The sequence below is a fragment of the Streptomyces sp. NPDC037126 genome (genome assembly GCF_055605965.1).
The window spans coordinates 101,953-117,279 of sequence record NZ_JBVJTD010000023.1; the positions used below are offsets into that span (position 1 = coordinate 101,953).

The following is a 15,327-nucleotide window of genomic DNA, read 5'->3' on the forward strand; positions in this document are numbered from 1 at the left end:
CCTGTCTTCCTGCGCCATCGCCAACCCAAGGCAGCGGCCCACCGGTTGGGCCAGTACGGCCATGATTTCATGCCCGGGCGTCACCGGGGTGACGTGTGGGGCGCGAAGTGGTCGCACACCGGTGCCCCTGGGGGCGCACACGCGCTCCAGGGGCACCGGCTCAGCTTCGGTCCGGCGGTTCAGCCGCCCAGCGTGCCACCTGCCGCGGGGGGCTGCGCCTCGGCGACCATGGGGTCCGTGCTCAGGTGGATCACACCGTAGTCGTAGGCGTGCCGCCGGTAGACGACGCTCGGCTCCTTCGTCTCGGAGTCGACGAACAGATAGAAGTCGTGGCCGACGAGTTCCATCTCGTAAAGGGCCTGGTCCAGGCTCATCGGGGAGGCGACGTGGGTCTTCTCGCGGACGATGAGGGGGCCTTCACCCTTGACCTCCAGCGAGCCGATCTTCTTCGTCGGGACGCCGTCCCCCTCCTCCTCGTGGACGGGGAGGCCGTTGCCGTTCAGCGTCGCCGCGCCCGGGACGTGGTCGGGAACCTCCGCCGCCGAGATCCGGCGTGCGCCGCGGCGCGAGAACCGCTTGTCGTGCTGCTTGCGCAACCGCGCATCCAGCTTCTCCGCCGCCAGGTCGAGTGCCGCGTACGGGTCGCTGGCCGCTGCCTCCGCCCGGATCACCGGACCGCGGGAGCGGAGCGTGATCTCCACTCGGTCGCAGCGGTCGGCCTGTCGGGGGTTGGGCTCCTTGGACACCTCGACGTCGAGGCTGATCACCTTGGCATCGAGCCTCTGGATCTTCTCCAGCTTCAGCTTCTCGGCCACGTGCTTGCGGAACCGGTCGGGCACCTCGGTCTTGCGGCCTTTGACGACGATGTCCACGCAGAACTCCGTTCCCGGATCGCTCCGCTGCCTCGGCGGAGCATCTCCCTTTTGCACCAGGTCCGGTGAGCACCGGAACCTCGGACTCGGTGACTTCCACCTCCTCCTCCCCCATGGGCGAGATCTCCACCCCACCGGCGCGGGTGATTGCGAAAAACCCGCAGCACGGCATTCGGATATGAGGGGTGTGGCCTGCGCCTTTCCTCACAACCGAACATATCTCGCCCGGACGGATGTCGTCACCCTCTACTCCCGCGTACCTCCGTTCAGGTGAATTGCCCCTCTCTCTACCTGCAACGATGCAAGTCAGCGGTCAGTTCCTGTTTATTTCGAAAGAATCCCGAGGGGCGGCGACCACGGCCGCGCGGAGTGCCTGCCCAAGGGCGTTCGCTGGCGCCTTTTCCGGTGCACGATGCACCCACTTCCCCCTCTCCGGTCGCGCTCCGGTCAGTCGTTCTGTCCTTCCTTCCCGACTTACGGCTCCGTACACGACTGTTCTCAAGCCACTTTCCCCCTCATCTGTTCTCTCCCGCCTCTCGTGACGCGGTACGGCCGTCTCCCGCAAGGCTCTCGCCGCCTCGGCGAGACTGGCGCCCGTGGTGATCAGGTCGTCGACGAGCACGACCCGTCCGGCGGCAAGCAGCCGGCCACCGCCCGCCGTCACCTCCAGCGCGCCCGAGAGGTTCTCCAGGCGCCGCCGCGCGTCCAGCCCCGCCTGGTCCGCCACGGGTCTGCGCTGACGCAGCACGGCCGCCACCCGGGCCGGTGTCCCGGTGCGTCGCAGCTCCGCGGCCGCCGCGAGCGCCATCCGCCGTACCGGATCATGTCCGCGCGCCCGCACGGCCCACCGGGCGGAGGGCACGGGCACCAGCAGCACGGCCCCGGACGACGGCGCCCCGCCCGGTCCGCGGGGGGCACCGGCACCGCCCTCGTCGAGCCCCGCCCGCACGGCCCCTGCCAGAGCCCTGCCGAGCGCACCCGCGAGCGACAGCGCGCCCCGCTCCTTGTGGGCGAGAGGGAGCGCACGCACCTCGTCCGCGTAGGGAGCCGACGCGTGCACCACCGGCAGCCCGGCCGGCTCCGGCTCGGGCCGCACCCGGCGCGGCCCACGCCCGGCCAGCGCGTTCCCGCACCGCGTGCAGAGCGCCGTACGAGGTGCTCCGCAGCCGGCGCACTCGGCCGGAAGCACCAGGTCGGTGAGGTCCTGCCACCACCCCCGCATGACCCCACTGTGCCAAGACCGGAGCCGACGGGCCACCCCTGTGGAAAACGCCCTGTGGACAACTCGGAACGCGCCGGGCAGCTGGTCGCCCACACGAGTGAACGATGCATGAGTGCGCCCCGGCAGGTGCGACGGCCGGGGCACGTGGGCCGACCCACCCATTGGAGTACCGGCCGGGCCCGTGCGCGCTGCCGCAGCGGAAGCGGCTCCGTGCGCGCCGCCGCAGTGGAAGCGGCTGGGCACGTGCGCGCTGCCGCAGGAGCACCCGCCAGCTGCGTACGCGCCGCCGCCGCACGGAGCACCCACCAACCGCGTACGCGCCACCGCACGGAACACCTGCCAGCCGCAGACGCGCCGCCACACGGAAACACCGGCCGGACGCGTACGCGCCACCGCACGGAACACCGGCCGGTCACATGGGCGCCCCCGCGGTGGTACCCGCCGAGCCGGACGCCTAGGCGCGCCCCGCCGGAGTACCGGCCCCCCGGAACTCAGCCCGGATAGACCGGTGCCGTGCCGTCCTTGTCGATCTTCTGCCACTGCGCCCCGGTGGGCAGCCGGACGATCCCGTCGTCCGAGTAGGCCACCAGCGGCACCCGCTCGTCCTCGGACGCGGCGATCGCCTTCACCCCCGGCAGCGCCTCCGGCGCCGGCCCGTCCAGCGTGGAGCCGTCGACCTGTGCGTACCGCATCTGCTGCACGCCGCCCTGCTCCTGGCCGACCACCAGCAGACTGCTGTCCCCGGCCCAGGAAACGGCGCTGACCTGCTCAAGGTCGGGCGCGGCGGAGCGGAGTTCGACCACCGAGGGCCCCTCCCCGGTCCGGTCCTCGCGCTCGATCCGGCCGATCAGCAGGGACTGCTTGCCGTCCTTCTCCTGCACGACCAGCGCGATGCGCACGCCGTCGGCGGCCACGCGGACGTCCTTGATGCTGCCGGACAGGTCCGGGACGGCGACCTTCTCCGCCTTGGTGACGCCGTGTTCCAGGACGTACAGCGTCGAGGCGTGCGGGTCACGGTCGGCCACCCACAGATCACCGCGGGCGTCCCAGCTCGGTGTGGTCAGCCGCTCGGCGGGCGTCGGGCCCTTGCTGGTGACCACGGGCTCCCCGAGCGCGCCGTCCGACGTCAGGGACGCCACGTGCAGCGAAGCCCCGTCGTTGTCGACCGCGGCCACGGTGTGCTCGTCCCGGGACACCGCGACCGACTGCAGCGACCTGACGCCCTCGCCGAGCGGGCCCGGCACCGGCAGGGAGCTGGTGCCGGCGCTTCCGGTCGGCATCCGCACCAGCCGGTGCTTGCCGTCGACGTAGTACAGGTACTCGGGCCGCTTGGACGACGCGTGCCAGGCGGCGGACTCGGCGCCGCTCCCGGTCAGGTCGCACAGCCGGTGGCCCCCGACGCCCTGGAGCTCGACCGACTCCAGCGTCGGCGCGAGGTTGCGCAGGGTGAACAGCACCTGCGTCGCCATCTCGGTGCACTTGGATGCCGCGACCTGGGACGCCTTGAGGTTCAGCGGCACCGTCAGCCTGTTCTGGTCGTCCGGTGCCAGCCCCGACACGCCCTTCTGCAGGGCCGTACCGGTCGGGAAGCTGGACCGGACCACCGGCCCGAGCCAGCTCGTGGGCCCGCTCAGCAGCGAGCGGACCATCTGCGTCATGGCGTCGACCTTGCTGCGCACGAACACCGGATCGGCGACGGCGACCGGCTGTCCGGCCGCGCCGACCGCGGTGTTGGAGGCGAAGTAGTACTTGTCTACGGACGTGTAGTTGCGCTGGAAGTCCGAGTTGCCCATGACGACGCCGTCGGGCAGCTGGTCGATGCGCCACTGCCCCGTCTTGGCGTCCCTGCTCAGGTGCACCTTCTTGCGGTACGAGCCGTCGGCGGGCTGGTACGCCTGATGCGCGTCGACCGTGGCCACCTGGTTGCCGGCCAGCACACAGGTGACGCTGTTGGTCACCTCCCGGCCGCCCACCCGGCAGTCCGTCTCGATGCTCGGCCCGTTCGCGAGGACCGTGGTCGACCGCTCCGGCCGCCAGGTGCGCGCGGCGTCGTTCGTCAGGTACTTGCGAGCCGTGTCGTACGCCGGATCATCGCTGGTCAGGGCCTCCAGAAAGCCCTGCATGATCTCGCCCGGGTTGGCGTCCTCGGCCGGCGGCATGGCGAACACGCGCACCCCGGTGTCCTGCCGGGGCGTGGACTCCACGTCCCGCAGGTCGCCGTTGTCCGGCATCGAGGCGCACCCGGCCAGCAGAACGACCCCCAAGGCGGTGAACGCCGCCGCGCGCCCTGGCCGGGCGCCCCCCTTGCGGTCAGCGCCCACGAAATGCCTCCCCTGGCTCGGTCGATTCCTCCGGCCCCGCCGGTTCCGGCCGGGCCGCGCTCGCTTCGGGTGTCCCGCCCGCGGCGGGCCTGTCCTCGGGGCGCCGCGCACCGCTTGCGGGCCGGGGCACCACGCGCGCCCCGTTGCCGTTGCCGGGCAGTGCGGTCGGGTCGGCGGAGGGCCTGACCGAGGGCACGCGCGGCGGCAGCGCGGACGTCTGCCCGCCTTGCTGCACGGGTACGGTCGCCCGCTTCTCCTCGCCCCCGCGGGGCAGCCCGGAGTCGTCGAGGCCGCGGTTGCGGCGCGAGTCCTTGGGCTCCAGCGGTATCGGCGAGCCACGCAGCGGCTCGTCGGCGGTCCTGGGCAGCGTCAGGCGGAACTGGGAGCCCCCGCCCGGCTCGCCCCAGGCCTGCAGCCAGCCGCCGTGCAGCCGCGCGTCCTCCAGGGCGATCGACAGCCCGAGGCCCGTGCCTCCGGTGGTACGCGCGCGTGCCGGGTCCGCCCGCCAGAAGCGGCTGAAGACACGGGTCGCCTCGCCGGGCTTGAGACCGACGCCGTAGTCGCGCACCGCGACGGCGACCGCGCCGCCCGCCGAGGCCAGCTTGACGACGACGTCCTTGCCCTCGCCGTGCTCGACGGCGTTGACGACCAGGTTCCGCAGGACGCGCTCCACGCGCCGGGCGTCGGCCTCGGCGACGACCGGCTGCAGATCGCCGACCACCCGTATGTGCGAGCCCTTGCGCTCGGCGAGCGGCTCGGCGCCGCTGACCACGCGCCGTACGACCTCCCTGAGGTCTATCGGCTCGGCTTCCAGGGCCGCCGCGCCCGCGTCGAAGCGGCTGATCTCCAGCAGGTCCGCGAGCAGCGACTCGAAGCGGTCCAGCTGGTCGGCGAGCAGCTCGGCGGAGCGTGCGGTCACCGGGTCGAAGTCCTCGCGGGCCTCGTGGATGACGTCGGCGGCCATCCGTACGGTCGTCAGCGGGGTGCGCAGCTCGTGCGAGACGTCCGACACGAACCGGCGCTGCATCCGCGACAGGTCCTCCAGCTGCTGGATCTTCACCTGGAGGTTCTGCGCCATCTTGTTGAAGGCCTCGCCCAGGCGGGCGATGTCGTCCTCACCGGTGACCTTCATGCGCTCCTGGAGGCGTCCCGCGGACAGCCGCTCGGCGATCCCGGCCGCCATCCGCACCGGGGTGACGACCTGGCGCACCACCAGCCACGCGATGGCCCCGAGCAGCACGACCACGAACAGCCCCGCGGTCGCGAGGGTGCCCTTGACCAGGCTCAGGGACTTCTCCTCCTGCGTGAGCGGGAAGAGGTAGTACAGCTCGTACGGGCGCCCGTTGGGGTCGTTGACCTGCTTGCCGATGACCAGCGCCGGCTGCGACTCCTTGTCGTTGGAGTAGACGATCCGGGTGTAGCTCTGGGCCGCCGTCGTACCGCTGTTGACCCGCTCGCGCAGGTCGGCGGGCACGCTGGAGGTCGGGTTGACGTTCCCGGAGCCGCGGGGGCTGCGTCCGCCGCCGCTGTCGTCGCCCACGGGCAGCGTCACCACGTCGAAGGCGCCCGCGCCACCGCTGGACAGCGACTCCACGAGGTCGCTCATCCACTGGATGACGCTCTGCGGCTGCCGGCCGTCCGCGGCGGTGCCGTCGGCGGCGCCGGGCGCCGCCCCGCCCGTGTCCGTGCCGGTCCCGCCCGCCGCCTCGTCGGCCTTCTGCTTGGCCACCGCGAACCCGCCCGTGGCCTGGCTCTGCGAGGCACGCACCTTGGCGTCCAGCAGGCCGTTGCGCACCTGCCCGATCACGACGAAGCCGAGCAGCAGGACGACGCCCAGCGACATCAAGAGAGTCGTGGCGACGACCCTGAGCTGGATGTTGCGCCGCCACAGGCGCATCACCGGCAGCAGCGGGCGGCGCACCCAGCGCAGGAAGAGGCGCAGGACCGGGCTGCCCTGCACCCCGCCCTGCAGCAGGCCGCCCTCGAAGAGGCGCCTGAAACGCGTACCCGCCTCCGACCGGCCGACAGGCCGCCCCGGACGCGACCCGGACTCGCCGGGAGCCGAAGCGGCGCTGTCCCCGGACATGTCAGCTGGGTCCGGCCTTGTAACCGACACCGCGGACGGTCACCACGATCTCGGGCCGCTCCGGGTCCTTCTCGACCTTGGAGCGCAGCCGCTGGACGTGCACGTTGACCAGGCGGGTGTCGGCGGCGTGGCGGTAGCCCCACACCTGCTCGAGCAGCACCTCGCGGGTGAACACCTGCCACGGCTTGCGGGCGAGCGCGACCAGCAGGTCGAACTCCAGGGGGGTCAGCGCGATCGACTGCCCGTCCCGCTTCACCGAGTGGCCGGCCACGTCGATGACGAGGTCGCCGATGGTCAGCTGCTCCGGCGCCGGCTCCTCCGACCGCCGCAGCCGCGCCCGGATCCGCGCCACCAGCTCCTTCGGCTTGAACGGCTTCACGATGTAGTCGTCCGCGCCCGATTCGAGGCCGACGACGACGTCGACGGTGTCGCTCTTGGCCGTGAGCATGACGATCGGCACACCGGACTCCGCCCGGATCAGCCTGCAGACCTCGATGCCGTCCCGTCCGGGCAGCATCAGGTCGAGCAGCACCAAGTCAGGCTTGGTCTCACGGAAAGCGGCCAGCGCCTTGTCGCCGTCGGCTACGAAAGACGGCTCAAAACCTTCACCACGCAGCACGATGCCGAGCATCTCGGCCAGTGCGGTGTCGTCGTCGACGACAAGGACTCGTCCCTTCATAAACGACATCATCCCATTCTCGTAACGACGACAGAGGTGCAGGTGAGGGAGGTCACTGGGGCGTGACGATAGTCGTATGTGGCCGTCACTGTCTGCCCCTGTCCGCCGCCGTTGATCGATAGGGTCGCCTGCGGGCGCGTGACGCCCGCCGGACAAGGGCGGAACGGGGTGGGTGGCCATGGCCGTCGCTGTGACGCGGGGGATCGTCTACGAGGCCGGTGGACAGCGCCTTGACGTGTACCGGCCCGCCACTGCGTCAGAGGCGCTCCCGGTCGTGCTGCTCTGGCACGGCAGGGGCGCGGACGAGCGTGACGTCCTCGCGCCGCTCGCCGGTGCCGCCGCCGCGCTGGGCATCGTGTGCTTCGTGCCGGACTGGCGCCCGGACGCCGACGACGGCGGACGTGCTCACCTGCGTGACTCCGCAGTGTTCGTCCGGCGGCACGGGGGCGACTTCGGCGGGGACGCGGACCGCACGGCCCTCGCGGGCTGGTCCCTGGGCGGCAAGGCCGCGGTGGCCGCGGCCCTGACCCCCCGCGTGCTCGACGGATGGCGGCCAGGCGCCGTCGTCGGCATCTCCGGCGGATACGCCCGCCCTGAACCGCTGACCGGCCGCGCCCCGCTGGACGACCTGACCGGCACCGGGGCCCTGCCGCCCGCCGTCCCCGTCCGGCTGGTCCACGGCAGCGCCGATCCGGTCGTGGACGTCCGGCAGGCCCGCCGGTTCCACGAGGTGCTGCGGCACCGGGGCTGGCCGGCACTGCTTCACGAGCCCGACACCGACCATGCCGGCATGATCATGACCGAGTACGACCCCGAGTCCGGCCGCTGCCGTCCCACCGACGCCGACCACGCCGTACGAGGCGGGACCACGACGGCGGAACTCCTCGCCCGCACCGCGGGCGACATCCCGTCCCGGAACACCGGGCCCGCCGTCTGACACCACAGGCCCGGCCGCCGGGCGGACGTCGCCCCCCTGCGGCGCGGCCGGTTTTCTCCCGTCAGCCGGTCGTGCCCTGCCGCGTCCTGGCGGTCAGCTCCCCGAGAGCCGGCGCCGTGACGGGAGAGACGACTCCCTCCTCTGTGACGATGGCCGTCACCAGCTCGGGCGGCGTCACGTCGAACGCCGGGTTGTACGCCTGCGACCCCAGCGGCGCCACCGGCACCCCGCCCCCCGGCCCCGCCACCGGCACCTGCGGAACCGCGACCTCGGTGACCTCGTAACCGGGACGCTGCTCGACCTCTATGGACGCCCCGTCAGGAGTCCGCGCGTCGACCGTCGTCAGCGGCGCCACCACGATGAACGGCACATGGTGGTAGCGCGCGAGCACGGCGAGCGGATAGCTCCCCACCTTGTTCGCCACCGAGCCGTCGGCCGCGATCCGGTCCGCACCGATCAGCACCGCGTCCACCTCCCCCGCCGCGAACAGCGAACCCGCCGCGTTGTCGGTGAGCAGGGTGTACGACATGCCGCTGCGGGCCGCCTCGTACGCCGTCAGCCGGGCGCCCTGCAGCAGCGGACGCGTCTCGTCCACCCACAGCCGGCGCAGCCGTCCCTCCCGGTGCGCGGCGAGCGCCACCGCGAAGGCCGTGCCCTCCCCGCCCGAGACCAGCGACCCGGAGTTGCAGTGGGTGAGGACCCGGTGCCCACCGCCCGGCAGCAGCTCGTCCAGCAGCCGCAGGCCGTGCGCCGCCATCCGGGCACTGGCCTCGGCGTCCTCCCGGTGCAGCGCCCGCGCCGCGGCCAGCGCCTCCGCCGCCGCGGCGGTGGGGTCGCCGGCACCTGCCAGCGCGGCCTCGTACGCGGCCCGGGCCCGGCGCACTCCCACGGACAGGTTCACCGCGGTGGGCCGGGCGTCCTCGAGCGCCCGCGCCGCCTCGGCCACGTCGAAGCCCCGCGCGGCGGCGAGCGCGACGCCGTACGCCCCGGCGATCCCGAGCAGCGGCGCCCCGCGCACGGCGAGCGTGCGGATCGCCTCCACCAGCGCCGGCGCGTCCGTGCACACCAGCTCGACCTCTTCGGACGGGAGCCTTGTCTGATCGAGAAGGACCAGCACGGGACCTTCGGGTGGTTCCTCCCATCGGATCACCGGTATCTCGGTCGGCCGCTTGTCTCCACCGGTTCGCGCCTGCTGATCAGCCATGCCGTCAGTCTGCCCCGGATCCCACGGACAATTGAAGGCATCCGGCGTCCACCGCGGCCGGTCACCCGGTGAGCACCCCATGGCACGATGGCTGCCAACCTGCCGCCGCGACCGCGGAAGGGCACCGAGAAGGAGCTTCGATGACTGACACTCCGGGCTGGGCCTCGCCCGGATCCGCCCCGTCGCCCGACGGGCGGGAACCCGGCGCGTCCGGCCCCGCCGAGCCGGCCGACCGTCCCGGCCCCGGTGAGCCCGCGCCGCAGCCGGGCGCCAACCCGCAGGGCCAGGGCTCGAAGTGGTCCCAGGAGCAGCCGCCGGCCGGCCAGTGGTCCGCGCCCACCGGTGCCCCCAGCCCGGGCCAGACCCCGCCGCCCCCGCCGCACGGCCCGGGCTGGGGCGGTCAGCAGCCCGGCATGCCCGGCGGCTACGGAGGCCCTCCCGGCGGCGGCTACGGCGGTCCTCCCGGCGGCTACGGCGGTTACGGCGGCCCCGGCGGCCCCGGCGGCTACGGAGCCTGGGGCGGCGGCTGGGGCGGTCCCCCGCCCGCGGCCAAGCCCGGTGTCATCCCGCTGCGCCCGCTCGGTCTCGGTGAGATCCTCGACGGCGCCGTCTCCACCATGCGCACCTACTGGCGCACGGTCCTCGGCATCTCCCTGACGGTCGCCCTGCTCTCCCAGATCGGCTCGGTCCTCGTACAGGGCCTCGTCCTGAACGACACCGTCACCCGACTGTCCGTCAACAACCCGGACACCACCCCCGACGACGTGTTCCGCGCCATGCGCAACACGTTCCTCAGCTCCGGCGTCATCACGCTGATCACCGTGGTCGGCACGATCATCGCCACCGCCCTGCTGACCACCGTCACCAGCCGCGCCGTCCTCGGCAGGCCGGTCAGCACCGGGGAAGCCTGGCGCGACGCGCGCCCCCAGATCCCGAGGCTGTTCGGCCTGCTCATCCTGCTCGGCCTCATCGGCGTCGGCGTCTTCGCCGGCGGCGCGCTGCCTGGCATCATCGCCCTCGCCGCGGGCAGTTCCAACCTCGGCATAACCCTGCTCGTCCTCGGTCTCCTCGCGGCGTTCGTCGTCCTGATCTGGCTGACGGTCCGCTTCTCCCTGGCCTCCCCGGCACTGATGCTGGAGCGGCAGAGCATCGTGAAGTCCATGGGCCGCTCCGCCAAGCTCGTGCGCGGCTCCTGGTGGCGGATCCTCGGCATCCAAATGCTCGCCGGACTCATCACCGCCATCGTCTCCGGGGTCGTCGCGATCCCCTTCACCCTGATCGGCATCGCCGTCAGCGGTGAGGGCGTGACCGGTCTCTTCGGCACCACCGCCCCGCACGTCAGCTGGGTCTTCCTGATCATCAGCGGCATCGGCTCGGTGATCAGCGCCACGCTCACCCTTCCGATCACCGCCGGCGTCACCGTCCTCCTCTACGTGGACCAGCGCATCCGCCGCGAAGCCCTCGACCTCGAACTGGCCCGCGCCGCCGGCGTCCAGGGCCACGGCACCGGCGCTCCCAGCGCCGTCCCGGGGAGCTGATGCGGTGAGCCTGACGGGGGGAGTTCTCACGGCGTCGGTCCCGGCCGGCGCCGGCAGGACGGTCGTACACGGCCTGTTGCGCGCGGCGGGCGCACCCGCCCTGGCAGCCGGCGGCCCGGGCAGCCGGCCGCCGGTGACCACACCGCGCGATCCGGCGCGCGAAGCGGCCCGCCGCGAGCTGTCCAAGCGGATGTACCACGAGAACGACCCCGGCCTGCTCCAACGCGCCCTGAACGCCTTCTGGGACTGGCTCGACAAGCTGTTCGGCTCGGCCGCCTCGGCGACCCCCGGCGGCACCGTCGGCCTGCTCGTCGTGATTCTGTTCGTCATCGCCGTCCTGGCCGCCCTGTGGTGGCGCCTGGGCACCCCGCGCCGACAGCCCGTCTCCGGCGCCGTCCTGTTCGACGACCGCCCACGCAGCGCCGCCGAACACCGCGCGGCGGCCGAGGCACACGCCGCCCAGGGCCACTGGAACCAGGCCGTCCAGGAACGCATGCGGGCCGTCGTCCGCTCCCTGGAGGAGCGGACCGTGCTCGACGTCCGCCCGGGCCGCACCGCCGACGAAGCCGCCGCCGAGGCCGGCCGCGCCCTGCCCGCGCACACGGACCGGCTGCGCGCCGCCGCCCGGGAGTTCGACGACGTGACGTACGGCGGGCGCAGCGCGGACGAACAGTCGTACCGCCGCATCGCCGAACTCGACCGCGGCCTGGAACGCACCAGGCCCGCATTCGCCGACAGCGCCGCCGGCACGGACCACAGCAGCCGCCAGGGGGCCACCAAGTGACCGTCGAGGCCGCGCCGCCCACCACCTCCACCGCGCCCACGGCCCGCACGATGTGGACCCGCACGCGAGGCATAGCCCTCGCCGCCGTGCTGATCCTGGCCGCGGCCGTCGCCATCGCCGCCGTACGCTCCACCGTCCGGCACGGCGACCTGGACCCCCGCTCCGTCGACCTTTACGGCAGCCGCGCCGTCGCCCAGCTCCTCGACGACCGCGGCGTCTCCACCCGCGTGGTCACCACCCTCGACGGGGCACGCGCCGCCGCCGGCCCCGACACCACCCTGCTGGTCGCCCTTCCCGACCTGCTGACCAGCCGTCAGCAGACCAGGCTGCACCAGGCCACCGCCGCCTCCGGCGGGCGCACCGTCCTCGTCGCGGCCGGCAGCCCGTCCATCGAACGACTCGCCCCCGGCGTCACCGCGGACCCCGCCGACAGCCCCCGCACCACCCTCACCCCCGACTGCACGCTGCCCGAGGCCCGGCGCGCGGGCAGCGCCGACACCGGAGGCGTCCGCTACACCACCACGCGTCTCGACGCCGACTCCTGCTACCCCAGCGAACGACTCGCCACCCTGCTGCGCGTCCCCGCCGCCAGGGGCGGCGACACGGTGGTGCTCGGCGCGCCCGACATCCTCTTCAACGACCGCCTCGACAGGCAGGGCAACGCCTCGCTCGCCCTGCAGCTCCTCGGCTCCCGCCCCCATCTGGTCTGGTACCTCCCCTCGCTGTCCGACACCCCCGCCACCGGCAACGCCGACAGCAAGGGCTTCTTCGACCTGCTCCCCCCGGGATGGCTCTGGGGCACGCTTCAGCTCTTCGTCGCGACGGCCCTCGCCGCCTTCTGGCGGGCCCGCCGCTTCGGCCCCCTCGTGCCCGAGAAGCTCCCCGTCGCGATCCGCGCCTCCGAGACCGCCGAAGGCCGCGCCCGCCTCTACCGCAAGGCGAACGCCCGCGACCGCGCGGCCGCCGCTCTTCGCTCCGCCACCCGCACCCGCCTCGCCCCCCTCGTCGGCGTCCCCCTCGCCCAGGCGCACACGCCCGAGGCCCTGCTCCCCGCTCTGTCCGCCCACCTCGCCGGTGACGGGCAGACCCCGCAATCCCTGCTCTTCGGGCCGCCACCCGGCGACGACGCGGCCCTCATCGCACTGACCGACCAACTCGACGCCCTCGAAAGAGAGGTACGCCGTCCATGATGGACCCGACCACTGACAACGCTGGGCGGACCGGGGACGCGGACGCCGCCCGCGCCTCCCTGGAGACCCTGCGCGCCGAGATCGCCAAAGCCGTGGTCGGCCAGGACCCCGCCGTGACCGGCCTCGTCGTCGCCCTCCTCTGTCGCGGACACGTGCTGCTCGAAGGCGTCCCCGGCGTCGCCAAGACACTGCTCGTCCGCGCGCTCGCGTCGACCCTCGAACTCGACACCAAACGCGTCCAGTTCACCCCCGACCTGATGCCGAGCGACGTCACAGGCTCCCTCGTCTACGACACCCGCACCGCCGAGTTCTCCTTCCAGCAGGGCCCGGTCTTCACGAACCTCCTCCTCGCCGACGAGATCAACCGCACGCCCCCCAAGACCCAGTCCTCCCTCCTGGAGGCCATGGAGGAGCGCCAGGTCACCGTCGACGGCACCCCCCGTCCACTGCCCGAGCCGTTCCTGGTCGCCGCGACCCAGAACCCGGTCGAGTACGAGGGCACCTACCCGCTGCCCGAGGCCCAACTGGACCGGTTCCTGCTCAAACTGACGATCCCTCTGCCGTCCCGGCAGGACGAGATCGACGTCCTCACCCGCCACGCCTCGGGCTTCAACCCGCGCGACCTGCGCGCCGCCGGCCTGCGCCCCGTCGCCGGCCCCGCCGACCTGGACGCGGCCCGCGCCGCCGTCGCCAAGACCACCGTCTCCCCCGAGATCACGGCCTACGTCGTAGACATCTGCCGCGCCACCCGCGAGTCGCCCTCCCTCACCCTGGGAGTGTCCCCGCGCGGCGCCACCGCCCTGCTCGCCACCTCGCGCGCCTGGGCCTGGCTGACGGGCCGTGACTACGTCATCCCCGACGACGTGAAGGCCCTCGCCCTGCCGACCCTGCGCCACCGCGTCCAGCTGCGCCCCGAGGCGGAGATGGAGGGCGTGACGGCCGACTCGGTCATCAACGCCATCCTCGCCAACGTCCCGGTCCCCCGCTGATGGCGCTCACCGGACGCGCCGCCCTCCTCGCGGCCCTCGGTTCGATCCCCGTCGGCGTCCTGGAACCCGGCTGGACGGGCATCCTCGCCGTCAACGGCCCGCTGGCCCTGGCCTGCGCCTGCGACTTCGCGCTGGCCGCTCCCGTACGGCGTCTGACCCTGAGCCGCTCCGGCGACACCTCCGCACGTCTCGGCGAGAGCGCCGACGTCACGCTCACGATCGGCAACCCGTCACGCCGTCCGCTGCGAGCCCGGCTCCGCGACGGCTGGCCGCCCAGCAGCTGGCAGCCGGGCACGGAGGTCGAGTCCTCCCGTCACCGCCTGACCGTCCCCCCGGGCGAGCGCAGGCGCGTGACGACCCGGCTGCGCCCCACCCGCCGCGGTGACCGCCAGGCCGACCGCGTGACGATCCGCTCGTACGGCCCCCTCGGCCTGTTCGCACGCCAGGGCTCGCACAAGGTGCCCTGGACCGTACGAGCGCTACCCCCGTTCACGAGCCGCAAGCACCTGCCGTCGAAACTCGCCCGACTGCGCGAACTCGACGGCCGCACCAGCGTCCTGACGCGTGGTGAGGGAACGGAATTCGACAGCCTGCGCGAGTACGTGCCCGGCGACGACACCCGCTCGATCGACTGGCGGGCCACCGCCCGGCAGTCGACGGTCGCCGTCCGCACCTGGCGTCCCGAACGCGACCGCCGCATCCTCCTCGTCCTGGACACCGGCCGCACCTCGGCCGGCCGGGTGGGCGACGCCCCCCGCCTGGACGCCTCCATGGACGCGGCTCTCCTCCTGGCCGCCCTCGCCTCCCGCGCCGGCGACCGCGTGGATCTGCTCGCGTACGACCGCCGGGTGCGCGCCCTGGTCCAGGGCCGCTCCGCGGGCGACATGCTGCCGTCTCTCGTCAACGCGATGGCCACGCTCGAACCGGAACTCGTGGAGACCGACAGCCGGGGCCTCACCGCCGCCTGTCTCCGTACGGCGCCCCGGCGTTCGCTGATCGTGCTGCTCACGACGCTCGACGCGGCACCGGTGGAAGAGGGCCTGCTTCCCGTTCTGCCGCAGCTCACCCAGCGCCACACGGTTCTGGTCGCCGCGGTGGCGGACCCCCACATCGCCCGTATGGCGAAGGCCCGGGGCGACGCCGAGTCGGTGTACGAGGCAGCGGCGGCGGCGCAGGCGCTGAGCGAACGCCGGCACACCGCCGACCAGTTGCGCCGATACGGCGTGACGGTCGTGGACGCGATCCCGGAGGACCTCGCGCCGGCCCTGGCGGACGCATATCTGGCCCTGAAGGCGGCGGGTCGGCTCTGAGCAGCCCCGATCCGCCGCCCTTCGGGGACGTCGGAAAAGCAAAAGACCGTAAACGCAGAAAACCCCGCACCAGAATTGGTGCGGGGTTTTCCCAAAAATTGTTCGGCGGTGTCCTACTCTCCCACAGGGTCCCCCCTGCAGTACCATCGGCGCTGTGAGGCTTAGCTTCCGGGTTCGGAATGTAACCGGGCGTTT

Annotated in this window: 12 protein-coding genes and 1 rRNA gene; 6 read left to right on the forward strand and 7 right to left on the reverse strand. The window is 73.1% G+C overall.

All coding sequences use genetic code 11. The features are described from left to right. Positions 1 to 179: 179 nt before the first annotated feature. The 5 genes from hpf to mtrA all read right to left on the reverse strand — a co-directional run bounded on the left by hpf (position 180) and on the right by mtrA (position 7,192). On the reverse strand, positions 180 to 872 hold the full coding sequence (hpf, locus tag ACZ7FF_RS36285) for a ribosome hibernation-promoting factor, HPF/YfiA family (RefSeq protein ID WP_470817889.1): 693 nt from the start codon (positions 870 to 872) through the stop codon (positions 180 to 182). 313 nt (positions 873 to 1,185) lie between these two features. Next, positions 1,186 to 2,094: a ComF family protein gene (locus tag ACZ7FF_RS36290; protein WP_470817891.1), complete on the reverse strand. Its 909-nt coding sequence runs from the start codon at positions 2,092 to 2,094 to the stop codon at positions 1,186 to 1,188. A 491-nt stretch (positions 2,095 to 2,585) separates the two neighbouring features. Continuing rightward, positions 2,586 to 4,415 (reverse strand): LpqB family beta-propeller domain-containing protein, encoded by a 1,830-nt coding sequence (locus ACZ7FF_RS36295; protein WP_470817893.1) that lies wholly within the window; start codon positions 4,413 to 4,415, stop codon positions 2,586 to 2,588. After that, positions 4,405 to 6,501, reverse strand: a complete 2,097-nt coding sequence (gene mtrB / locus ACZ7FF_RS36300) for an MtrAB system histidine kinase MtrB (protein ID WP_470817895.1) — start codon at positions 6,499 to 6,501, stop codon at positions 4,405 to 4,407. The genes ACZ7FF_RS36295 and mtrB overlap by 11 nt, the downstream gene beginning before the upstream one ends. Before the next feature lies 1 nt (position 6,502). Continuing rightward, positions 6,503 to 7,192 carry a two-component system response regulator MtrA gene (gene mtrA, locus ACZ7FF_RS36305; protein WP_191870552.1) on the reverse strand — a complete coding sequence of 230 codons (690 nt, stop codon included), beginning with the start codon at positions 7,190 to 7,192 and terminating at the stop codon, positions 6,503 to 6,505. Positions 7,193 to 7,358: 166 nt separating this feature from the next. On the opposite strand from mtrA, the gene ACZ7FF_RS36310 reads away from it, so the two are divergent. Further along, positions 7,359 to 8,117, forward strand: coding sequence for an alpha/beta hydrolase (locus ACZ7FF_RS36310; RefSeq protein ID WP_470817897.1), 759 nt, complete (start codon positions 7,359 to 7,361; stop codon positions 8,115 to 8,117). 61 nt (positions 8,118 to 8,178) lie between these two features. Here ACZ7FF_RS36310 and mtnA read toward each other — a convergent pair whose 3' ends face one another. After that, positions 8,179 to 9,321: an S-methyl-5-thioribose-1-phosphate isomerase gene (gene mtnA / locus ACZ7FF_RS36315; protein ID WP_470817898.1), complete on the reverse strand. Its 1,143-nt coding sequence runs from the start codon at positions 9,319 to 9,321 to the stop codon at positions 8,179 to 8,181. Between the two features lie 140 nt (positions 9,322 to 9,461). On the opposite strand from mtnA, the gene ACZ7FF_RS36320 reads away from it, so the two are divergent. From ACZ7FF_RS36320 to ACZ7FF_RS36340, 5 genes are read left to right on the forward strand one after another with little or no spacing between them, the layout of a single operon-like run. Beyond that, positions 9,462 to 10,859 (forward strand): DUF7847 domain-containing protein, encoded by a 1,398-nt coding sequence (locus tag ACZ7FF_RS36320; RefSeq protein WP_470817900.1) that lies wholly within the window; start codon positions 9,462 to 9,464, stop codon positions 10,857 to 10,859. Between the two features lie 4 nt (positions 10,860 to 10,863). Further along, on the forward strand, positions 10,864 to 11,643 hold the full coding sequence (locus ACZ7FF_RS36325; protein ID WP_470817902.1) for a DUF4129 domain-containing protein: 780 nt from the start codon (positions 10,864 to 10,866) through the stop codon (positions 11,641 to 11,643). Next, complete coding sequence (locus ACZ7FF_RS36330) at positions 11,640 to 12,833, forward strand: DUF4350 domain-containing protein (protein ID WP_470817904.1); 1,194 nt, start codon at positions 11,640 to 11,642, stop codon at positions 12,831 to 12,833. Before ACZ7FF_RS36325 ends, ACZ7FF_RS36330 begins: the two co-directional genes overlap by 4 nt. After that, positions 12,833 to 13,822: an AAA family ATPase gene (locus ACZ7FF_RS36335; RefSeq protein ID WP_470817911.1), complete on the forward strand. Its 990-nt coding sequence runs from the start codon at positions 12,833 to 12,835 to the stop codon at positions 13,820 to 13,822. The genes ACZ7FF_RS36330 and ACZ7FF_RS36335 overlap by 1 nt, the downstream gene beginning before the upstream one ends. Next, the gene (locus tag ACZ7FF_RS36340) at positions 13,822 to 15,132 is read left to right on the forward strand and encodes a DUF58 domain-containing protein (protein ID WP_470817905.1); all 1,311 of its coding nucleotides are present in this window, start codon (positions 13,822 to 13,824) and stop codon (positions 15,130 to 15,132) included. The genes ACZ7FF_RS36335 and ACZ7FF_RS36340 overlap by 1 nt, the downstream gene beginning before the upstream one ends. A 100-nt stretch (positions 15,133 to 15,232) precedes the next feature. On the opposite strand, the gene rrf is transcribed toward ACZ7FF_RS36340, so the two are convergent. Then, positions 15,233 to 15,327, reverse strand: a 5S ribosomal RNA gene (gene rrf, locus ACZ7FF_RS36345); the annotation flags it as partial.